At 58.6% G+C, this 22,386-nt stretch carries 19 protein-coding genes; 10 read left to right on the plus strand and 9 right to left on the minus strand.

Annotation, left to right across the window (positions count from 1 at the left end; translation table 11 throughout):
• Positions 1-67 precede the first annotated feature (67 nt).
• Both Poly24_RS20730 and Poly24_RS20735 read left to right on the plus strand, forming a co-directional pair.
• Positions 68-1,492 (plus strand): lactate utilization protein B, encoded by a 1,425-nt coding sequence (locus Poly24_RS20730; RefSeq protein WP_145100078.1) that lies wholly within the window; start codon positions 68-70, stop codon positions 1,490-1,492.
• Positions 1,482-2,114 (plus strand): LutC/YkgG family protein, encoded by a 633-nt coding sequence (locus Poly24_RS20735; RefSeq protein ID WP_145100081.1) that lies wholly within the window; start codon positions 1,482-1,484, stop codon positions 2,112-2,114. The genes Poly24_RS20730 and Poly24_RS20735 overlap by 11 nt, the downstream gene beginning before the upstream one ends.
• A 480-nt stretch (positions 2,115-2,594) precedes the next feature.
• Here Poly24_RS20735 and Poly24_RS20740 read toward each other — a convergent pair whose 3' ends face one another.
• Complete coding sequence (locus Poly24_RS20740; protein ID WP_145100085.1) at positions 2,595-3,056, minus strand: carboxypeptidase-like regulatory domain-containing protein; 462 nt, start codon at positions 3,054-3,056, stop codon at positions 2,595-2,597.
• Positions 3,057-3,180: 124 nt separating this feature from the next.
• The gene (locus tag Poly24_RS20745; RefSeq protein WP_145100089.1) at positions 3,181-4,236 is read right to left on the minus strand and encodes a DUF1559 domain-containing protein; all 1,056 of its coding nucleotides are present in this window, start codon (positions 4,234-4,236) and stop codon (positions 3,181-3,183) included.
• Positions 4,237-4,671: 435 nt separating this feature from the next.
• On the opposite strand from Poly24_RS20745, the gene Poly24_RS27885 reads away from it, so the two are divergent.
• On the plus strand, positions 4,672-4,983 hold the full coding sequence (locus Poly24_RS27885; protein WP_145100092.1) for a type II toxin-antitoxin system RelE/ParE family toxin: 312 nt from the start codon (positions 4,672-4,674) through the stop codon (positions 4,981-4,983).
• Between the two features lie 117 nt (positions 4,984-5,100).
• Here the strand turns inward: Poly24_RS27885 and Poly24_RS20755 are convergent, their stop codons facing one another.
• A complete protein-coding gene (locus Poly24_RS20755) occupies positions 5,101-6,219 on the minus strand; it encodes a beta-galactosidase (RefSeq protein WP_145100095.1) in 1,119 nt (372 codons plus the stop codon).
• Positions 6,220-6,628: 409 nt separating this feature from the next.
• Here Poly24_RS20755 and Poly24_RS20760 point away from each other — a divergent pair, with 409 nt between their 5' ends.
• From Poly24_RS20760 to Poly24_RS20790, 7 genes are all read left to right on the plus strand, one after another.
• Entirely contained in the window at positions 6,629-9,904 is a 3,276-nt protein-coding gene (locus Poly24_RS20760) for an amidohydrolase family protein (protein WP_145100098.1), read from the plus strand.
• Positions 9,901-11,325, plus strand: a complete 1,425-nt coding sequence (locus Poly24_RS20765; RefSeq protein WP_145100101.1) for an amidohydrolase family protein — start codon at positions 9,901-9,903, stop codon at positions 11,323-11,325. Before Poly24_RS20760 ends, Poly24_RS20765 begins: the two co-directional genes overlap by 4 nt.
• 100 nt (positions 11,326-11,425) lie before the next feature.
• Positions 11,426-12,130 carry an ion transporter gene (locus tag Poly24_RS20770; RefSeq protein ID WP_145100103.1) on the plus strand — a complete coding sequence of 235 codons (705 nt, stop codon included), beginning with the start codon at positions 11,426-11,428 and terminating at the stop codon, positions 12,128-12,130.
• A 166-nt stretch (positions 12,131-12,296) separates the two neighbouring features.
• A complete protein-coding gene (locus Poly24_RS20775) occupies positions 12,297-12,557 on the plus strand; it encodes a hypothetical protein (protein ID WP_145100106.1) in 261 nt (86 codons plus the stop codon).
• A 227-nt stretch (positions 12,558-12,784) separates the two neighbouring features.
• On the plus strand, positions 12,785-12,967 hold the full coding sequence (locus Poly24_RS20780) for a DUF6800 family protein (RefSeq protein WP_145100109.1): 183 nt from the start codon (positions 12,785-12,787) through the stop codon (positions 12,965-12,967).
• Between the two features lie 163 nt (positions 12,968-13,130).
• Entirely contained in the window at positions 13,131-14,102 is a 972-nt protein-coding gene (locus tag Poly24_RS20785) for a zinc-dependent alcohol dehydrogenase (protein WP_145100112.1), read from the plus strand.
• Positions 14,099-14,581 (plus strand): putative molybdenum carrier protein, encoded by a 483-nt coding sequence (locus tag Poly24_RS20790; RefSeq protein ID WP_145100115.1) that lies wholly within the window; start codon positions 14,099-14,101, stop codon positions 14,579-14,581. The genes Poly24_RS20785 and Poly24_RS20790 overlap by 4 nt, the downstream gene beginning before the upstream one ends.
• Positions 14,582-14,593: 12 nt before the next feature.
• Here Poly24_RS20790 and Poly24_RS20795 read toward each other — a convergent pair whose 3' ends face one another.
• The 6 genes from Poly24_RS20795 to Poly24_RS20820 form a co-directional block, all read right to left on the minus strand.
• Complete coding sequence (locus Poly24_RS20795; protein WP_231753261.1) at positions 14,594-16,012, minus strand: SLC13 family permease; 1,419 nt, start codon at positions 16,010-16,012, stop codon at positions 14,594-14,596.
• Between the two features lie 131 nt (positions 16,013-16,143).
• Positions 16,144-17,322, minus strand: a complete 1,179-nt coding sequence (gene mqnC / locus Poly24_RS20800) for a cyclic dehypoxanthinyl futalosine synthase (protein ID WP_145100118.1) — start codon at positions 17,320-17,322, stop codon at positions 16,144-16,146.
• A gap of 97 nt (positions 17,323-17,419) precedes the next feature.
• Complete coding sequence (locus tag Poly24_RS20805; protein ID WP_145100122.1) at positions 17,420-18,190, minus strand: menaquinone biosynthetic enzyme MqnA/MqnD family protein; 771 nt, start codon at positions 18,188-18,190, stop codon at positions 17,420-17,422.
• A 100-nt stretch (positions 18,191-18,290) separates the two neighbouring features.
• A complete protein-coding gene (locus Poly24_RS20810; RefSeq protein WP_145100126.1) occupies positions 18,291-19,001 on the minus strand; it encodes an RluA family pseudouridine synthase in 711 nt (236 codons plus the stop codon).
• Between the two features lie 21 nt (positions 19,002-19,022).
• Complete coding sequence (locus Poly24_RS20815; protein ID WP_145100129.1) at positions 19,023-20,651, minus strand: solute:sodium symporter family transporter; 1,629 nt, start codon at positions 20,649-20,651, stop codon at positions 19,023-19,025.
• Between the two features lie 60 nt (positions 20,652-20,711).
• Positions 20,712-22,289 carry an arylsulfatase gene (locus Poly24_RS20820; RefSeq protein WP_197452062.1) on the minus strand — a complete coding sequence of 526 codons (1,578 nt, stop codon included), beginning with the start codon at positions 22,287-22,289 and terminating at the stop codon, positions 20,712-20,714.
• Positions 22,290-22,386 lie beyond the last annotated feature (97 nt).

Here is a 22,386-nt window from a genome sequence, read left to right on the forward strand (position 1 = left end):
AGCGATCCGCGTTACCGACGACAGCATCCCGATCCAACTTCCATTTTTGAAAACCCTGGAATCCACCATGGCTACGGTTTCCGAGCATCCTGAAAAAGCAGCGGCTTATATCGCCGATCGCTCTCGTTCGCGCTGGCACGACGGAGCGCTGTGGTTTGTCCGCAGCAAGCGCGATCGGATGGCTCATTCGCTGCCCGAGTGGGAGCGGCTGCGGAGTACGGCTTCGCAGATCAAAGCCCACACGATCGCCAATCTCCCCGAGATCTTGCAGCAGTTCGAAGCGAACGCGAAGGCCCGCGGCGTGCACGTCCACTGGGCCGCCGACGCGCAAGAGCACAACGAGATCGTGCTGGAGATCGTTCGCAAACAGAATGCGACCCGCGTCGTTAAAAGCAAGTCGATGCTGACCGAAGAGTGCCATTTGAATCCGCATTTGGAGGCTAACGGGATCGAGGTGATCGATACCGATCTGGGCGAACGGATCGTGCAGATGCGCGGCGAACGCCCCAGCCACATCGTCCTGCCGGCGATCCATATTAAGAAGGAAGAGGTTGGCGAGACGTTCGCCAAGTATTTGGGGACCGAACCGGGGGCGAGCGATCCGCAGTACCTGACCGAAGCGGCTCGCCAGCATCTGCGCAGCAAGTTCTTGGAAGCCGAAGTTGGCATCACCGGCGTCAACTTTGCAATCGCCGAAACCGGCGGCTTTGTCGTCTGCACCAACGAAGGGAACGCCGATCTGGGCGCTTCGCTGCCGCGCGTCCACATCGCCTGCATGGGGATCGAAAAACTGATCCCACGGTTGGTCGATCTCAGCGTCTTCGTGCGGCTGTTGGCTCGTTCGGCGACCGGGCAACCGATCACCACGTACACCTCCCATTTCCATGGCCCGCGGCCGGGCTGCGAACTGCATATCGTGCTTGTCGACAACGGCCGCAGCCGGATCCGCGATAGCGATGAATTCCGATCGGCGCTCGGATGCATCCGCTGCGGCGCGTGCATGAACACCTGCCCCGTCTTTCGTCGCAGTGGCGGACACAGCTACGACGCGGTCGTTCCGGGCCCGATCGGTTCGGTCCTGTCGCCGGCCGCCGATACGAAACAGCATCGCAGTCTGCCGTATGCGTGCAGTTTGTGTGGGTCCTGCACCGATGTTTGTCCCGTCAAAATTCCGCTGCACCATCAACTGCTCACCTGGCGTCAACAGATCGCATCCCAGGGACTGTTGCCGGTCAGCAAGACCGCGGCGATGCGAGCTGGCAGCATGTTGTTCCAGCATCCGCGGATCTACGCTTTGGCCGGAGCGCTCGGCCGCCGCGCGTTGCGTTGGTTGCCGAAGAGTTGGATCTACAATCGCGCCAACCCGTGGGGACTGGATCGCGATCTCCCCGAGCCGCCGGTGGAGAGTTTCCGTTCGTGGTGGCAGACCAATCGCCAAGGGACTTCGGTCGACGAGGGGATGAAATCCAAGGGAGCGAAAAATGGGAAGTAAAGCACGCGACAGCCGACAAGCGATCCTCGACCGATTGCGCAGCCGCGAGGTGACGCCAGTCGAATTGCCCGCGATCTTTGGCGACGATTCGATCAGCCAAGTTGCGATCGGCTTCGACGATCCGCCGACGCAGTTTGCCGGAACCGTCGAAGCGGTCGGTGGATTGTGCCTGCAGGTCGGATCGATGCAGGAGGCGCTGAACAAGCTGGAACAGGACGAGGTCTACCGCGACGCGGCGCGACGCTGTTCGCTGGTCGGCGACGAGATCCCCGGCAACGTCAACTTGCAAGAGATCGAAGACCCGCACGAATTGAGCAGTCTCGATTTCCTGATCGCTCGAGCCGAGTTTGGCGTCGCAGAAAACGGGGCGATGTGGATCACCGACCGCGACATCCGGCATCGCGCTTCGCTGTTCATCACTCAACACTTGGCGTTGGTCGTCTCGCGGCAATCGATCATCAGCAACATGCACCAAGCGTACGAGCGAATCGGCCAACCCGAGACACCCTTTGGCGTCTTCATCGCCGGTCCATCGAAGACCGCCGACATCGAACAGTCGCTGGTCCTAGGCGCCCACGGCTGCCGAACACTCACCGTCTTCTTAGTCGACGAGCCAGCCTAACCCGCGCAGGAGTCAAGGCTTCAGCCGACCGAGCGCACTTCACAACGGTGCGTCCCAACGCGCGGGGCGTTGCCCACGCGGTTAAACGACCCTCAACGATCACGCCATCGTTTAACCGCGCACCCACCGGGCCGCGCTGGAGTCAAGGCTTCAGCCGACCGAGCGCACCCAACCGCCCGGTTCGCCGCGTCGTTTGAAGCCACCGAGAGCACCGAGTTCACAGAGTCGCGGGCTCGTTGACGTCGCCATCGGACGTGCCCGATGGACGAAGCCCGACAGATCTAACTGCCAACGGTGTGAGTCACCGGTGTAGGGACAGGCAGGTTCATTGGCGAGGAGCTGGCATTATCCTGCCCCGATCATTCTGCCAATCAAGCAGGCCTGGGGCTTGCGCCACCAGGCTTTATGCGATCGCCACTCTGCGGCTTGCGAGCGAGCTGCCTAGACTGGGGCCTTCGGAGTCCTTGTCGCGGAAATAAACTACTCCAGATCGAACGTAAACTCGTTCGGTTCGGTTTCGCTGATCGTGGCTGTTAGACCGGATTTTGCAGAGTTCGAATATTTCTCGGGAATGATCCAGGTGATCGTCGGCGGGACCGCTTCGCCCCCTGCCGATAGATCGACGTCGGCGGGCGTGTTGTCGACGACATCGACGCGGCGGATCGCGACGATGTGTTCGCCCGCGACAACGCCATCGTTTTCAACGTACGTCGTCAATTGAAACTTCCCATCCGCATCGGTCTTCCCCGTCCCGGTCGATCCAGCGGTTAGGTTAGTGAACGTCACATCCGCCCCTTCGATCGGCTTGCCTTGATAGTTGACGGTTCCCGAAGCGGGATACCTCGCTGGCCACTCGGGGTTTTCCATCGGGCCATTCTCGCACCCAAGGAACATCAACAAGCCGAACGCGGCACCAAAGCCACAGATCTTTTGGCAAATCATCCGTAAAATCACTTTCGAATATTAAGGAACACAAGCAAGGGAGCGCAACGATCGGAGGTGGGTAAAACGCCCGACCGGCGCTTCAATTGCGAGCGAAAGAAGGAAAGGTCTGAGAAGTTGCAAGTTACTCGCTTGCGACTTCACCACCATTGATCGTGGCCAAGGCACCCCAGACGCCGTAGGGGCTGGCTCCTGAGAACTTCTCCGCAGCTCCTGGATTGCCGGTATCGATCGTTTCGGTGATGAACCGGACCGAACCGTCAGCAAAGACACAGTTGACGCCGCCGGGATGCCAACTCTGCGCCGACATCACGCCGTGGGTGTTGACGTTGCCAACCAAGCAGGAAGGACTGTTGGGAGGAAGGATCGCGTTGTATCCGCTGTAGATCGGCATCCCGTCGTAAGCACGCGTGCCGCCGATGCGGTAGCCTCCCACATTTGCCGACGGCAAATATTCGCGGGCGTTACGATCCGCTTGAGCGAGGCAGAGGGCGGGATTGGTTTCCAGGCCGGTCAAATTCTCGACGGTGTTGCCGAAGACACTGCGGTTGCCGCGTGGGAAGCATCGCTCGGAAATCGCCATCGTGTTGCTGGTCCCATCGGTCACCGCAGCGAACGTCGCATAGCTGCGCGTGCCAAACAGACCACGGCGTCGGTAGGTCGCTTGGTTGCTGGCGCCGGTCACATGGTCACCGTGGCAGAACGAATAACTGGATGTCGCCGCTTCTCCATTTTCCCAGCGACCATTGCGCTTGTCGCCAACCGGGGAATCGGAAGGACAGTTCATCCCTTTGACCTGGAATTGGGAGCCCCACAAATCGTAATTTTGATCCCATGGGCTCGATCCTCCCGGACCGTAGGTGTTGCTGCCGAAAGTTTGTTGCGAATTGACCATGTCGGCCAAGGCCGTTTCTTCAAAGAAGGGCAACATCGAAACCATCGCGTTCAAACGATTAGTCGTGTGAGCAGGTCCGCCCGATCCGTGCGGGAACTTGCCATAAGTGTCGGCGTAGTTGTGTAGCGCCAAGCCAAATTGTTTCAGGTGGTTGTTGCACTGCAACCGGCGCGCTGCTTCACGGGCCGCTTGCACCGCTGGCAAAAGCAGGCCTACCAAAATTCCTATGATTGCAATGACAACTAACAGTTCAACCAGCGTGAAGCCTCGATTTTGCAGTTTCATGTCGACCACTTTCTCAGGAGCGTGAGGAAGCCCCGGGGGGGAGGAGGGACTTCGGAACGAAAGAAGGATAGAAATCAAAAATATTCCAACCCCAACCTCCCGGATTCTACAGCACCCCAAAGGGACCTTCAATCAAATTAAACACCATCTAGCGGACGCTACACCGCCATTACCAATGCAAAGGTGAACTACGGGGATGCGAAACATCCGAAACCTGGGAGGCAGGCGAAATCACGATTCCCGGTCTCTCCGCCACGCGACAGCGCGTTCATGGGGCTCCGAGCGACGGTTACTAAATCGTGGCAGCCAGTCAAAAGGATCGGCGGAGCCCAGCCCCGCTTTTGGTCTTCCATTGGTGGTTCACCGAGGACCGCCGAAGTCCAACAATCACGCGAGGTCACCGTCTTCCTTGGCGATGAACCATCGCGAGGAAGGATGCAACCTTGGCGACGAGACCGTGGTTCGATTGGCGTCCCGATCGGCATAGAGTCTTCCGCCCACGTTCATGCCGTTCAGGGGCCCCGCTGGCTTTATTGCTTCCTAGCGACCGAATCGCATGCGGGGCGAGCGATTGAGGATAATCCCGAACGCTGGGAAAGCTATTTGCGGGGAACGCATCGCTACCTAATGAAACGCTTTCCGTACGTCATTGTCTATCGTGTGGCAACGGATCGGATAGAAATCTTGGCCGTTGCTCACGGCAGGCAAAAGCCCGGATTTTGGAAGGAGCGATTGAAAACCGATTGACCGCCCACAATGTGTGGCCGCCCACGCTCGCGCGGCTTGCGTTTATTCACGAATTGTTTCGCGATGGCCGGGTAGGCTTGTTCCGTCGACGGTGAGGGAAATGATGCCGCGCCATGCTCATCGCTGCGGACGTTGGCGTAGCCTTCGGAATCCTTGTGTCGTGACCTTTGGCTTGACGAACGACGGGGTGCGTGGATTGGCGATCCCCATGGCATACTTTTCATGCGCGTATTTGTTGAAGTTCTCGATGTTTTCATTTTGAGTGTTGAAATCAAACTCAAAGTTCCAGGCCTCCAGATACCTGACCTCCAATTCGATTGCTTGGCGGTAGACGGTGGTGAAGTCTTCCGATTTGTCCCCAAAACGATAAGGTTGAGATGAGTTGCCGATAATCTGTCCGTAGATATCTCCCGGATAGTTCTTCAACGCCCGAATCAGAGCGGGCTGATACCTTGTGCCACCGGAGATCCACCACATCCCGGCACCGATTCGATCTCCATATCTTGGGTCTTGGTTCAGTTCGGTTAAGATTCGCATGGGGATTTCGGGCGATCCCAGAACTTCATGCACCTCGACCGCAATGGCACACGTGTCAAACGCGTCGGCAAATGCCATCGCCGCTTGTTTCACAGCACTTACCCAGACATCGGCGGTAAGACCGTTTCTTGTTAGTACGGCATAGGAGGTGCCGTTGAAATGCCCTTCCACTCCGTTCGCTGTCGCTTGAGGGACGTAGACAAGTTGGAGCCGGTTGTCGTTCGCAAATTTTTGGCTCACCGCATCGGCCAGTTCCTTTAGCCTCTTTTGAAACCGAGGATCCCACATTTTGGGAACAAGCCCCTCTTTCCCGCGGAACTGGATCGGCATCGTTTCGACCCCCTCGTCGATCAGCCAGGCGGGATAGTTGGGGCCTTGCGCGCTTCCACCGAGCCCCGCAGAGATGGCGAGGCTGAACGCTAAGGACTCTGCATTCCTGTTTCCTCGTGTGGCCATTTCGATCTGGCGATCGATGTCAGAAAAGTCATAACGCCCCTGCTGTGGTTCAAGCTTGCTCCACGACGTCCTGAGCAGCAGGCCTTTGCACAACGGATGAGTTGCTGACTTTGGAGTGACTTTCGACGAAAACACTCCGTAAGGCTTTGCGATTTCATTTTTGTCGCTGCGGGAACGTGTTTCTCCCGACGCGGAAGAAATTGTCGTTAGCAGGATCAGTCCTAATCCAAATGCGAATCTCATCGCGGAAGCCTTTTGGGTTGTGTACCGTGGGAATTCGAATGCCTCCGGCCTCGCCTGGCCGCCGATTCCTCACTCCCCCTCCTGAAAAACACTCTGGAAGCTGGAACCTTTGGCTCGCCAATCTATGAACCACGCTTAGAGTCCTAAGTTTCGTTCCTCTTGCAAGGTATTCGTCCTGCGGAAAGCAAATTTCGCGAATTCAACGCTTCCCCAAAAGGGTTTGCTTAGCCGCCAGCCCATTCATTTGAGCCAAGACGACTCTCTCATTGAGCCAGTCTCTTGCTGCAGTTTTTGTTGTGGCAAGTTGTCTCCGCACGGGAAACCCCAAGCTTCTTTCTGACGTCCGGTCCTCGATCAAGTATTCTGTTAGGTTCGAAGTCCATCCAAAATTCGCCACGCTGAAAGAATCATGTTGCTTTGCGAAACGAGGACGCTCCGCGTCGCCCGAGGTGTCATTTTCTTGCTGGTGCTTGCCTGCCAATCGCTTTGCGTCGCACAGGATCCGGCCGATACACGTCCGGTGGTCGGCTTGCGAGAGAATCCTCCCGACACCGTGTTCCTGAAAGATGGTCGATTAGTCATCCGCCCAGGGCAGGTGATTCCTTCGGCGTCGATCTTGATCCGTGGCAAGTCGATCATTGCGATCGGGCGCGACATTCAACCACCGCCCGGCGCCGACGTGATCGACTGTTCCGACAAATCGATCTACGCCGGTTTGATCGACGCGTTTGGCGAGATCGCTGTCGCTCCGCCGCAATCCAACGGCACCGGCCACTGGAATGGCTACGTTCTTCCGCGTCGATCGGCGGCCGACGGGATCGATGACATTTCCGATATCTCCGATTACCGTTCGCAAGGCGTGGCGCTGCGTTTGATCGCTCCCAAAGGGGCGATCGTCAAAGGTCGCAGCAGTTTGGTGATGCTCGACAAAAAATCGGGGGCGACCTTGATCGACGACGCCGTCGCACAGCACCTGCAACTAACGGTACCAAGAGATCGTCGCCGCGACGCGTACCCAAATTCACCGATGGGAGCCGTCGCGCTTTTGCGGCAGACGTTTTCCGATGCCGACTGGTACACCAAGGCTTGGGAAGCGTATCGGTCCAAACCGACGCTCCCCCGTCCGGAGCGCAACGATGCACTCGCAACGTTAGCTGATGAAATGCGTGGTGGCCGATTCATCGTCGACGCTCCCAACGAACGCATGGCGGTGCGGGCCGAAGAGTTGGCGAACGAGTTCGCACTAAATATGACGCTGCGTGGTTCGGGGCGTGAATATCGCGATCTCGATGCGATTGCGGAAACTGGCAGAATGTTGCTTGTTCCCGTTAATTTCCCCGACGCTCCCGATGTCTCTTCCGAAGCCCAAGCTGCTGACATCGAACTGCGTGACCTGCTGCACTGGCACTTTGCACCCGAGAATCCGCTGCGTCTAGAACAGGCTGGCGCCACGTTTTGTTTGACCTCCGATGGCTTGGATGATCCCAAGTCGTTTCTGAAGAACATACGCGTGGCGGTCCGTCGCGGGCTTTCACCCGATGTGGCGTTGGCAGCGCTGACGACCACCCCGGCCAAGTGGCTAGGCCTCGACGAAACGTGTGGAGCGATTCGAGTCGGCGGACTCGCCAATCTGATCGTGACCGATGGCGAACTGTTCGAAGAAGAGACGCATGTGCTTGAAACGTGGGTCGCAGGAAAGCGATTTGAAGTCTCCGCCAATGCCCCGGAACAACCGGATCGGTTGATCGGAGATTGGACGACCAAGATTAAAATCGGCCGCAAGGGAGTCCCTGTCGCGTTGCACTTGGCGAGGAAGAAGGGCAAATGGTCGGGGAACATCTCACATCGCAGCAAGTCGAAACCATCCGATGCGGAAGTCGAAGAATCGGATGATAAACCGGCGGCCGACAAATCCAAGAAGGAGAACGCGACGGCGGAGCTCAAAAAAATCGCTCGCGCTGTCGATCGGATGACCGCCTGGGTTGATCTTTCTCAGACGAACAACAAGCTGCCCGCGGGACCTTCTCGCATCACCATGATCACCGTCCTGGACGAGGATGCGATTTCCATATTCTCGACCCTCGCCTTTCCCGACGGTCAAACGCAGGACTTGCAGTGGAAGCGCGTCGAGCCGAAGAACGCAACGCCTGACAACAAAGCCTCCGACAATAAGAAGGATGCTGGCGACAAGAGCGACAACGGATCCGAACCGACATCGGAAGACGCTGGGCCTCTCGACGCAATCACCGTCAATTACCCGCTGGGCGGCTTCGGAGTGACGGGCGCGGTGCCGGTCGAACCGATGGTGTTGTTTCGAAATGCGACCGTTTGGACGTGTGGGGATCAAGGCGTCCTCAACCGAACCGACGTGTTGGTTATCGATGGCAAGATCGATGCGGTGGGGAACGCACTCGAGGTCCCCGAGGGTTGCCGCGTGGTCGACGCGACCGGCAAGCACCTGACACCCGGTTTGATCGATTGCCACTCGCACATGGGAACCGATGGTGGGATCAACGAGTCGGGACAAGCGGTGACGGCGGAGGTGCGAATCGGCGACTTTATCGACAATTCCGATATCAACATCTATCGCCAACTGGCTGGCGGAGTGACCAGCAGCAACATCTTGCATGGATCGGCGAATCCGATCGGCGGGCAGAACCAAGTCATCAAACTGCGTTGGGGCGATTCGATGCAGGCGATGAAGATGACTTCCGCTCCTGCCGGGATCAAATTTGCATTGGGGGAAAACGTCAAGCAGAGCAATCGCTCCGCGGCTCAAACCCGCTACCCGTCGAGCCGGATGGGGGTGGAGCAGTTGTTCCGCGATCGATTCCAAGCTGCCAAGGAATACAGTGAACAACAGCGGCGGTGGCAGGCCGGTCAACGCGAGGGATTGCCGCTGCGGCGAGATCTCGAATTGGAAGCGATCGTGGAAATCTTGAACGGTCAGCGGTGGATTCATTGCCACAGTTATCGCCAAGATGAAATCGTGGCATTCCTCGACTTGTTGGATCAATTCGAGATCACGATTGGAACGTTGCAACATGTGCTGGAAGGCTACAAGGTTGCGGATCGATTGCGCGAACATGGCGGCATGGCTTCGGCGTTCTCGGATTGGTGGGCCTACAAGTTCGAGGTCTACGATGCGGTTCCTTACAACGGAGCGATCATGCACGATGAAGGGATCGTCGTGTCGTTCAACAGCGACGATCGCGAGCTGGCTCGCCATCTCAATACCGAAGCTGCCAAGGCGGTTAAATATGGTGGCATTTCGGAGGAAGAGGCACTCAAATTCGTCACGCTCAATCCCGCCAAGCAGCTTCGAATCGATGACCGCGTGGGATCGATCGCGCCAGGAAAAGATGCGGATCTCGTGTTGTGGAGCGGCCCACCGTTATCGACCCTTTCGCGCTGTGAACAAACCTGGGTCGATGGACGGCCGATGTTTAGGCTCGAAAGCGACCAACGGCTTCGCCAACGCGATGCAAAGTGGCGGTCGATGTTGATCGCCAGGATCTTGGATCAAAACGATGGCAGGGGCGGTTCTGACAAGAAGGAGATCGAGGAGGAAGAGCGTTGGTTGCGTTACGACGAATATTGTCACGGACACGACGACCATGATCACGCGCACCACAACCACGACCACAACGAGTCCGGACACCGCCACGCGGAGGCACGACGATGAGCAAGCAATACCCAAACATCTTCCGTTCGCTCTTTCCCGCGGCGACCAAGAACTCTGAAAAGAAGGCCAGCGAGCCTGCGAGTCAGCCTCATGACTGTCGACGCTCATTTTTGATCCGATCCGTGCTGGCGACTCTGTTCGGTTGTGCGGTGGTGTCTGGTGCAAACGTCGACGCAAACGACCAGATTCCTGGCCCTGCCCAGTCGACGCCAATCGCACTGGTCGGTGGCGTGGTCCATACGGTCGACGCGGGGACGTTGAACAAAGCCACGGTGGTCTTTGAGAAAGGAAAGATCACCCAGGTCGGAAAGAAAGTCGTTTTGCCGGCGAAGTGTCGATCGATCGACGTCTCGGGGAAACACATCTATCCGGGGTTGATGGAGTCGATGTCGAACGTGGGGCTGACCGAAATTGGTTCCGTGAGAGCGACGGTCGACACCGACGAAGTGGGAGACGAAAACCCAAACCTTCGGCCGTGGGTTGCCGTGAACGCCGACAGCGAGCTGATTCCTGTCGCCCGGGCGGGCGGAGTGCTTCTGGCGTCGATCGCGCCCAAGCGAGGGAACATCCGAGGCCAATCGGCCGTGATTCAGTTGGACGGCTGGACCTACAAGGACATGTTGCTTCGTGGCGACACGGGGATGATCGTCTCCTGGCGTTCGTACGATTCTCGCAAAACCAGCGCAGTCGATCGCGTCAAAGAACGCGACGAACGTTTGAAAGGCTTGTCGGATCGCTTGGAGACCGCCGCGCGGTATGCGATCGCCCGCGCCGCGCGGCCCGATTGGACGCCTGTCGACCTGCGATTCGAAGCGCTCATTCCCGTGTTGGAAGGCAAATCGCCGATGATCATCGACGCCGATGATCGACGTGAAATCGAAGCCGCCGTGGCGTTCTGTGTGGCGCGTGGAATTCGCCCCATCATCTACGGTGGCTACGACGCTCCCGAATGTGCGCCGCTGCTAAAAAAATACGACGTTCCCGTCATCGTGCATTCGACTTATCGGCTGCCGCTGCGACGCGATGATCCCTATGATCATCCTTACACTCTGCCCAGCCGAATCAGCAAGGCGGGGATCCGGTTCGCGATTGGCGGTCCGGGATCGGGAAGCCCTGGCGGCGGCGCGGCCGCTCGCAATTTACCCTACCACGCCGCCGTTGCCGTTTCTTACGGACTACCGGCCGATCAGGCGATCCACGCGATCACCTTGGCCCCCGCAGAAATCATGGGCGTCGCCGATCGCGTCGGTTCGATCACCGTCGGCAAAGACGCGACGTTGATCGTTGTGGACGGAGACGTTCTGCAGACCGAATCGAATGTCACCGAGGCCTATATCTCCGGTGCAAAGGTCGATTTGGGAAGCAAACACAAAACGTTGGCTGACAAATATCGCAAGAAGTACAACCAACGCTCGCGTTAGAAACGGGTGCCGTCTGATTCACCTGAGCACAAACGATCAATCGCGCTGAGCGAAACCTTCCGTTCGAACCAAACCTTCTCTTGAGGACTCCCTCGTTTCCGTGCCCACTCTTAAAGACATCGTCGAACGTTCCGACACGCCGATCGGTCGCGTGTTCGATCTATCCATCCAGTTCTTCATCATCCTCTCGCTGATTGCTTTTAGCGTGGAAACGCTGCCGGGGCTCGACCCCGGATGGGCGCGTTTGCTCCACTTCTTCGAGATCGCATCGATCACCGTTTTCTCGGTGGAATACCTCGTCCGGCTGCTGGTTGCCGACCGCAAGATTGCTTTCATGACCAGCTTTTTTGGCGTGGTCGACCTGCTTGCGATCTTACCGTTCTACCTCTCGTTTGGCTTCGACCTGCGTTCGATTCGAGCGCTCCGGCTGCTGCGACTGTTCTGGATGTTGAAACTGGTACGCTACAGTCGAGCCATCCAACGGTTTCACCGCGCGTTCTTGATCTCGCGCGAGGAAATTGTCCTGTTCTTCTTCGTCACGGTGATCTTGCTGTATCTCGCGTCGGTGGGAATCTATCACTTTGAACACGCTGCCCAACCGGAAGCCTTTGCATCGGTGTTCCATTGCCTTTGGTGGGCCGTCGTCACGCTGACAACGGTTGGCTACGGAGACGTCTACCCGATCACGGCTGGCGGGCGAATCTTCACGTTCGCAATTCTGTTGATTGGCCTCGGCGTCGTTTCGGTTCCCGCTGGATTAGTCGCATCGGCGCTCGCCCAAGCCCGCGAGATGGAATCCGAATAAATCACGGCGCGTTGGAGGCGACCGAGCGTTGGCTGGCTGTCGCCTTGGAAGTTGTTCCGTTTGGCAGCGTTTGTGGGAAGTGTAGAATCGACAGCCAAGCCACCTTCGCTTGCTTCGGTCCCCGGGGGGGGGCGGAACCTTCTTAAAGTCAGGTACTTGTTAAATCGTGCTTTCAGTCATCGTTACCTTGATCGCTGTCGGAGTGTTCATCGCCGGCGTGCGATCGCTCCATTCGCTCAAGCGGCTCGACGAAGCAACGGGCGCGGAACGCTCCGACCCGTTTTACACGTCGGTTGCTCTGCTCTTCTCGACGTCCCCACGCGACGCGAAATTTCGCAGTCGCCAACGCCGAACGATCTGGCTGTTCTGCGGAGCGATTCTGCTGCTCTACTTCGCCCGGATCGCCTACATCCAACAGACTATCTAGGTATCGGGCAGGTTTGCATCTCGCAACGCTGCACCTCCCCGAACTTTGCTTCGCTCGTTCGACCCTCCCCTTCAAACTGCGTTTGGCGGAGGGTGAAGTGGTGCAGCTTCACCCGCTCAAGCTAAGGTTGAGAAGGGGACGTTCTTGACCTAAAACGATGTTGCCTGTACGCTGTGGCATTGTTTTTGCAACTCCAACCACGTCATGTGTATCAAGGACTTCCGAGAATGTCAGGATCCGAAAGAAGACGCGAACTGCGTCGTCGTCGTCATCGCAGAAAGCAAGTTGGCAAGCTGACGGTTAAGGCTGGAAAGGCGAGCCCCGCTGAAAAGCTGGAAATCGCTCGCAAACTGCGTCGCCTGACCCCCGGTGCCGATGTTCTGATCGAACGATTGAGCCTGGTCTCCTAGACTCCGGGCAACGCTCCAATATTTGATTCGGGTTGAGTGGTTAGCACTGTCTGGCCACCTGGTTCCATAGATCGGCTGGAGCTGCCTTGCGACAGCTTTCGATCGCGCGAGCTGGTCGTTCTGAATTACCAACGTGGTAACGCTAACGCTATCGGAACTCAGCATGCTCGCTGGTGAAATCTACCAACCCAATTCGATTCGATTGATCGATGTGCCCGCTGCCGCGACAGCTTCGGATGTCCCAGCGGGTCAAATTCTCTTTGAGCCTCAGTTGGCCTGCCTGTGCGGCAGCGACCTTCTGTATTACGAGGCCGACAATCCCGGCTACATGCCTCACGTCGGCCAATCGCTGCACGAGATGATCGGCCGCGTCGTCGAGACGACGGGCGACAAGTTTGCCGTCGGCGATCGGGTGCTCGCTGTGCCGATCGAACACTACGGTTTCTACGGCCGCTACTGGGTCGATCAAGCCCGTGCGGTCCGCGTCGATCCGCGTTGCAGCGATGCCGCCGCCGTGCTGGCTCAGCCGTTGGGAACGGTGCTGTTCGCGCTCCGCCGGATTCCGTCGGTGCTCGCCCGCCGCGTGATGCTGTTTGGCGCCGGACCGATGGGCCAGTTGTTCGTTCGCGTTTTGAAGCTGTTTGGCGCGGCGGAGATCATCGTCGTCGATCCGGTTCGCGATCGCTTGGATCTCGCGTTGGCTGGCGGTGCGACTCAGGTGATCCATGGCACCGCGGCTCAGGCGGCTGCCGAAGCGGCCTCGATGCCCGGTGGCGGTCCCGATCTGGTGATCGAAGCGGTCGGGCATCGCCAACAAGTGCTCAACGAATGTATCGCCGCATGCCGACCCGAAGGGGAGATCCTGTTTTTTGGCGTGCCGCCGATCGAAGCGAACGGGATCAAGCTGAAGGAAATGTTCTGGAAGAATCTGCGGATGTACACCAGCGTCGGCCCCAGCTTTGAGATCGATTTCTCGCTGGCGATGAAGATGGTCGCCGAGCGGACGATCGATGTCGAACCGCTGGTATCGCATCGGATGCCGATCGATCAGATCCAAGAAGCGTACGACATGTTCGCCACGCGACGCGAGGGAGCGATGAAGGTCTTCCTCGATTTCCCCGCGTACCAAGCATGACCCAAGCCGTCTTCTCCCACGTTCCGCAACGCATCGTTTCGGGCGGGCAAACGGGAGTGGACCGCGGAGCGTTGGATGCGGCGATCGCGCTCGGAATCCCGCACGGCGGATGGTGTCCGCGCGGCCGGCTGGCAGAGGATGGCCAGATCCCAGCGCGTTACGATCTGACCGAACACCAATCTCCACGCTACAAAGACCGCACGCTGCAAAATGTCATCGACAGCGATGCCACGTTGATCCTCTACTGCGACACGCTGCGCGGTGGCACGCGATTGACGCAGCGTTACGCCGTCGATGCAGGCAAGCCGCAGCTAGCGGTAGCAATCGACGACGAATGGTCGGTCGAAAGCGTCCACCGCTGGCTGTACCAGTATCAACCTCTGTCGCTGAATATCGCCGGGCCGCGCGAGAGCAACTTTCCCGGCGTGCAAGCACTCAGCACCGAAGCCGTCTTGCGGATCTTTGACCACAGCGGCTGACGCCGATCGCTCTTACGACAGCATCAACCAACAAAGGGTTGTGATGACACAGACGGCGATCAGGTTCAGCACCAATCCCGTGCGAGCCATCACGCCGGTCGAAAGCCCTCCGGCACCGTAGACGATCGTATTGGGAGCGGTCGCGACCGGCAGCATGAAAGCGCAACTGGCACTGATCGTCCCTGGGATCATGATCATTTCCGCGGGCACATCGGCGGCGATCGCCGTGCTGGCGAGGATCGGCAACAACAGGGCGGTCGTCGCCGTGCCGCTGGTGATCTCGGTCAGGAAGGTGACCAGCAAACAGACGCCGCCGATCACGAGAATCGGTGGCAGCGAGGCGAGTCCGGCCAGCGAGTCACCGATCACGGTGGAGAGTCCCGAGGCGTCGAAGCCTTTGGCCAACGCAAGCCCGCCGCCGAATAGCAACAGGATGCCCCAAGGGATCCGCTCCGCCGTCTCCCAATCCAACAGCGGGCCCTTCGCCTCGCCGCCTGAAGGGATGATGAACAGAGCCAGCGTCGCGGCCAATGCGACGGTCGAATCGCCGACCAGCGATGTGATTCCACCGGCGTCGTTGGGCGTCGTCGCCCCGATCCAATACGACCAACCGTCAAACGGCGTCGTCCGCGTGATCCAAGCCAAGGCGGTCAGGCCGAAGACGATCAGTACGCGGACCTCCGCACTTCGCCAAGCGCCGACGTCGGGCATCTCGAAGATGGCGTCGGACTTCAGATTGCGGGTCAGCCACAGCCAAATGATCGGCAACAAAATCGCGACGATCGGCACCGCGATGACCATCCAGTCGACAAAGGCCAGCGAGCGACCGAGCTTCTCTTCATAGAAGCCCATGAACATCGCGTTGGGCGGAGTCCCGACGGGCGTTCCCATCCCGCCGACCGATGCGGAGTAGGCGATTCCCAGCAGCAAAGGAACTCGCAAGCCGTTGGACGCATGGCGTTCCAGCACCGCCATCGCGATCGGCAGCATCATCAGCGTCGTGGCGGTGTTGCTGATCCACATCGACAACATCGCCGTGGCCAGCATGAAGCCCAGCACGATCCGCCGCTCGCCGCGGCCTCCCACCGCGCGGACCATGATCATCGCCAGCCGCCGGTGAGCTCCGCTGCGTTCCATCGCCGCCGACAGCAGGAAGCCCCCCATCAGCAACAGGATCATCGTATGCCCATACGCTGTCGCGACGGATCGATGATCCAGCACGCCGGTCAACGGAAAGACGATAAATGGCAGCAGAGCGGTTGCGGCGATCGGCAGGACTTCAAAGATCCACCACATCGCGCACAGAGTCGCTGTCGCGGCACACCAGCATGCCGGAGCTTCGAGGCCAGCGGAAGAACAGCTAGCACCAACCAAGGCCGCGACAATCACACCGCCAGGCAGCATGGCCGATTTCGGGCAAGAGAACATCATCGGGAGATCGGGGGTGAATAGGGGAATAACGCCCGATCAATCGGCGGTCGCGGTCGCGGCGGTCTTGCTGCGATCGACCGACATCGCCCGCCAGCCCGTCAAATCGCTGGCGGCGACGTTTCCGCATCGCTTCACTGCAATGCGCTCAATTGAACCAGTTCCTTCGGGCCAAGGTCGCCGTTTGCCTCGATAGCACGGCGTTCCAACTCTGGATCGACCAGATTGTAGTGCACATCGCGTTGGCGTGCCTGGTACCCAATTTCTTCAATCGATTCGCGAATTCGACGCAGCGATTGGTAATGAACCGTCCCCGCTTCGGCCACGACGTTCTCTTCGATCATCAAGCTGCCCATGTCGTTTGCACCGTACAGCAACGCCAGCTGACCGATCTTCGAACCCTGCGTCACCCAGCTGCTTTGAATGTTGGGGATGTTGTCCAGGAACAGCCGCGCCACCGCTTGCATCTTCAGATATTCGAACGATCCCGCCGGCGCGATGTGAGCCATCTCGGTATGTTCGGGTTGAAAGGTCCAACAGATGAACGCCGTGAAGCCTCCCGTTTCGTCCTGCACCTGACGCAACCGGTCGAGGTGTTCGATCCGTTCGGCGAGCGTTTCGACATGCCCAAACATCATCGTTGCCGAACTGATCCCGCCCAGTTCGTGCCACACGCGCATCACGTTCAACCAGTCGTCGGTCATCACCTTGCCGCGCGTGATCTCCGACCGGACGCGGTCGACCAAAATTTCGGCGCCGCCGCCGGGCAAGCTGCCCAGGCCGGCTGCCTTCAACCGACTCAAGACCTCTCGCAACGACAGGTTGTTGACTTTCGTGAAGTGATGGATCTCGGGAGGACTGAATCCGTGGACGTTGATGCTGGGGTAGTTCGTGACGATGTCCTGCAGCAGTTCTTCGTACCAGTCCAGTTTGTACTTCGGGTGCAGGCCTCCTTGCATCAGGATCTGATTGCCCCCCAATTGCACCGTCTCGGCCACTTTTTGCAGCAGTTCTTCCCGCGGCAGCACGTAACCTTCGTCACTCTTGGGGCCCCGGTAGAACGCGCAGAAATCGCAGACCGCGGTGCAGACGTTGGTGTAGTTGATGTTGCGATCGATGTTGTAGGTTCGATACGGCTCGGGATGCAGGCGTCGCGTGATCGCATCGGCAGCCGCCCCCAGCTTGGCCAGCGACAGGTCGTCGGTCTGCAACAGATGCAATCCTTCCTCGAAGCTAATCCGATCGCCCGCGACCGCTTTGTCGAGAATCGCTTGCGTTTTGGCTTGAGGTTGCGTTGTCGATCCGCTGGACATGGGAACCTTTCTTCTGCGTTGGTCGTTGCGTGGAAGGAAATCGATTGGTCGAGGTGATTTGTTCAATTTGGCGGCCGAGCCGTCGGCTGGTCTTTCGCTAGGAAGCGATCAGCCCCAGTTCGGTCGCTTTGGCGCGATACAGCTCCAGTCCTTGGCGTTCTTCGTCGCCGAGAGTGAAGTGGAGATAACGGGAAAGATACGCGAAACAGTCGCTGACTGTCAGCCCATGCGTCCCCGCGTGTTCGGTCGCCAGTTGCTGCAAGTGCTCCATCCCCGCATCGCGGCAGTGCTGCAACGCGTCGGCAAGTTCGCGATGGTCGACGCCGCGGCGGCCGATCCACATCGCAAACACAAACGGCAGCTTGCTCCAACTGCACCAGCGATCCCCCAGGTCCCATATCTCTTGATACAGTCCCGTCGTCGGGTGCATCGCTCGATCGCCGATCAATAAGACGGCGTCGGTCGAAAGGGTATCGGGGCTGGCGTCGATCGGCAGCGGGTGCAGTTCGGGGGTCAGCCCATACTGTTGCTTCAAAAGCACTTGGACCAGCGCCGCGCTGGTCCGGCTGCCTTCATCCAGCGCGAGCGTCTTGATCTCGGGGACCGGCACACGGCTCAACAGTCGCACGCTCCAAACCGGTCCGCGACAGGCGATGCAGGCGTCCGAAACGATCTCGTAATCGTCGGCGTGACGGAAATATTCGACCGAAGGAATCAGGGCGACATCCAACTGACCGGCGTGCAATTGGTCAGCCAATCGGCTGGGAAGATCGAAGACAACCTCCGCTCCCGGCAACCGTTTTTCGATTCCATAGACCAACGGCTTGGTGTTCAGATAAGAGACCGCACCGATGCGAAGTTTGTCCATGGAAGCGTCAGTTTTGGGTAAGGCAAGCGTGGGGATGGGATCGTGACGGCGGCGGATCGCGCGGCCGCAAGCCGCTGCAATGCTCCAGCCCGACATCCAATTAACCGCACAGCTCGCCTTCCTTTAACACTTCGTGGAAGCCGAGCGTCCGCCAGACTTCGGGAACGTCGACCAGCACCGACGTGGCTTTGCCAGTCTTGGGGTGGCGGAAGACGATTTGGCGGGCATGCAAAGCGATCGGGCGTTTGCGTGGCTCCGTTGATTGTGGCCCAAAATCGATTTGACTGCCATACAGGCTATCGCCGACGATCGGAAATCCACGGTGCGCCGCCTGCAGTCGGATCTGGTGGGTGCGACCGGTTTCCAGCCCGATCCGCAAGCAGGAGAGATCCCCCACGCTGGCGACCAGCTCGTAATTTAAGATCGCTTGCTTCGCCTCGGGGTGCTCCGCGTCGACAATCTCCGCCTCGGCGCGGTCCGAAATTTTCCGCATCCAATCGCGCCAAGTCCCCGTCGGTTCGGTGGGCGTTCCGGAGACGATCGCGACGTAAGTCTTTTCGATCTTCCGCGATTGGAATTGAGCGCAGAACTGCTTGGTTGCCGCTCGCGTCTTGCCGATCAGGACCGCTCCGCTGACCGGGCGGTCGATGCGATGAGGCATCCCCACGTAGGGGGACTCTTCGCCGCTCCTCTGCTTGAAAAATTCCAGCAGCTGGATCTCCAGCGATTCGACACCTCGTGCGGCGGTGGTCAGCAGCCCATTGGGCTTATTCACCACCAGCGCGTAATTGTCTTCCCAGATAACGTCCATCGTCGCTCCACCGGTCTCTTTCTAAGGTACAAGCACCGAGAAGTCGGCGAAGCGTTGATAGATCAGCAGCACGATCGCGATCAGCACCAAGCCGGCGGGGACCGCAAAACGCCATGGGGTCATGTCGACGGCACCCACATCCTCTTGCACGAACTCCGTCTTGCGCGGCCAGATTTCGCCGATCACCAGCATCAGGATCACCAACCAAGCGAAGACACATCCCAAGAAATGGAACTCGTGCATCGAAGCGACGATCTTGTCGAACGGTTCGACAAAGTAGCCGATCGCGATGATGCCGAAGCCCGCCAGCAGAGCGATCTTCGCGGCCGACGCGGGGACGCGGCGGGAGAGCATCCCGACCAACACGACGGCAAAGATCGGAATGAAATACATCCCGTTCATCTTCTGCAGGAAGCCGAAGATGCTGTCGGTTTGAGCCAACAGCGGCGCGATCGCCATCGCGACGACGGCCACGATCCAGCCGAAGATCTTGCCCGAACGAACGACCTGGGCTTCGGTGGCATCCTTGCGAAGGACGCTCTTGTAAAGTCCCAGGCTGAACAACGTGCAGGAACTGTTGAGCGCCGAGTTGAAGCTCGACAGGATCGCGCCGATCATCGCGGCCGCAAAAAATCCAGTCAGGTGCGCCGGCAAGACGCGGTTGACCAACATCCCGTAGGCTTGGTCGGCTTTGATATCTTCGCCGCTGAAAATGTGGTAGGCGATCATGCCGGGGATGACCAAATAAAGCGGGCCGAGCAACTTGAGGGCACCGGTCAACAGCACACCTTTTTGTCCTTCGGCGAGACTGCTGGCACCAAACGTTCGCTGGATGATCTGTTGGTTGGTGGTCCAGTAGAACAGGTTCAGCAGGAAGATCCCGGAGAAGATCGTGCTGAACGGAACCGAGGATTCGGGGCCGCCGACCGAATTGAAACGCTCGCGCTGTTGATCCATCAGCAATTCCGCCCCTTTGGCGATCCCATCGCCATCGCCGATCTGAGCCAACGCGTATCCGGTGATCATAAAGCCGCCGATCAGCAACCCGATGCCGTTGATCGTGTCGGAGACCGCGACGGTTCGCAGGCCGCCGAACAGTGCGTAGATCGAACCGATGATTCCGACCGCCCAAACGATCAACCACAACGCAAACGAATCGGTCGACATCCCGACCCGTTCGGGCAGATCGCCTAACATCGACGGAACGTCCAGGATCCCGATCATCCCAGTCGCTCCGCTGTACAAAATGATCGGCAGCAAGATGCCGACATAGGCGACCAAGAAAATCAGGTTCGTGATCACTTGGGTTTGGTGATCGAAGCGGATCTCGAGGTACTGCGGAACCGTGGCGACGCCGCTCTTCAAAAATCGCGGCAGGAAGAACCAAGCCATGAAGACCAACGCCACGACGCAAACGACTTCCCAAACCATCACGCACAAGCCGTCGTTAAACGCAGCGCCGTTGAGTCCCACCATCTGTTCGGTCGACAGGTTGGTCAGCAGCAACGATCCGGCGATCAGCGGGAAGGTCAGCGTGCGGCCACCCAAAAAGTAACCGCTGCTGGAGGCGTGGTCGTCGCGATGCGTGATCCACCAGGTGATCAGACCGACAAGTCCGGTGAAGAACAAAAACGAAAGGATCGTGACCATGTGATGGAACGCTGATTGTGGAGGCGAAGCAGTCGTTGGGAGCCCGAGTGGGGCTGAATTCTAACGCTTCTTCGCCTTCCGTGCAGGGGCGTCCAATGGGATCAAAGGGAAGATCTTCGAAGGCGTTCGGACCGCTTCCATCTGCTGTGCTAATTGGGCAACCAATTCGGGATGCTCCGCGGCAATGTTGTTCTGTTCGCCGATGTCCTCGCGAATGTTGTAAAGCTCGATCTCCAAATTTCCTTTGCTCATGTTCTGCCGAACCGCTTTGAAGTCGCCGACGCGGATCGTCTGCTGGCCGCCGTAGCTAGGGAATTCGCGATACAGATAGGGACGCTCTTCCTGCGATTTTCCGAGCAGCGTCGGGGCGATGCTGATCCCATCCAAGCCCTCTGGAACATCTTCCGGTTTGCCGATCAGATCCATCAGCGTCGGGATCCAGTCTTCGAATCCGCTGACATAATCGCTCTGCGATCCCGCCGCAATTTTGCCGGGCCAGCGGACAAGCGTCGGCACGCGAACGCCTCCTTCGTACAGCGAGCCCTTCAAGCCGCGAAGTTCACCAACGCTGCGGAAGAACGTGTAATCGACCTCTTTGCCCAGATGAGTCGTGCCGTTGTCGCTGCTGAAGATGACGATCGTGTTGTCGCTCAGCTGCAGTTCGTCCAACAGGTTCAAGATGTTGCCGATGTAGCGATCCATCCGAGTGATCATCGCCGCATAAGCCGCTCGCGGCGTGAAGTGGGGCGTGTACCCATATCCGCCATCGCGGACAAACGGCGGATCCTGCCAGCCCAAATCGTGATACTGTTTCAGCTCTTCATCGGGAACGTGCAACGCGACGTGCGGAATCACCGTCGGGTAATACAAGAAGAACGGTTTGCCTTTGTTGTCCTTAACGAATTGTAGTGCCTGCGCGTTGATACGGTCGGGCGCGTAGTCCTGTCCCTTGAAACGAGCGTAGCTGGCCGGATCGCTGGGGTCGTCGCCATCGGCAAACCCGATGTGGCCGGAGACCGGAGGATCGTTGTTCAATTTGACATGTTGGTTGTCGTCCCAAAGGTAAGACGGATAGTAGCTGTGGGCGTGCGATTGGCAGTTGTAACCGAAGAAGCGTTGGACTCCCTGACGCAGCGGTTCTCCAGAGGAATCGGGACCGCCGAGTCCCCATTTTCCAAACGCTCCGGTGGCGTAGCCTTCGCCGGTGAAGAGTTCGGCGAGCGTGATGTCGCTGTCGGGGATCGGCCATTGCCCTTCGGGCGGCGTCGATTTGTTGCTCCGCACCTCAGCGTGGCCCGGATGTTTTCCGGTCATCAACACGCATCGCGACGGGGCGCAGACGGCGTTGCCCGAGTAGTGCTGAGTCAGTCGCATCCCTTGCTTCGCGAGTTTGTCCAGGTGCGGCGTCTTGATCAATTCCTGCCCAAAGCTGCCGAGTTCGCGATAGCCGAGGTCGTCGGCAAGGATAAAGACAACGTTCGGCGGTGCTGTCGATTCGGCATCGACGATCGACGCATCGAACAACGCAATCATTCCCGCGACGATCACCCCGCCAACGGATAGCAGCCGCCTCATTTGCGACGCGGGAACAGAGAGGACACGGGCGTCGTACGATCGTGGGAAAATTATGGAGGCCATCGAATGTTCCATTGACGAAGACTGCGGCGGGAAAGGTGGGAGAATGCATTGTGTTTCTACCATTTCGCTGGGTCAACTCGCGCGACCGATTTTACCG

Source organism: Rosistilla carotiformis (assembly GCF_007753095.1).
Taxonomy (GTDB): Bacteria; Planctomycetota; Planctomycetia; order Pirellulales; family Pirellulaceae; genus Rosistilla; species Rosistilla carotiformis.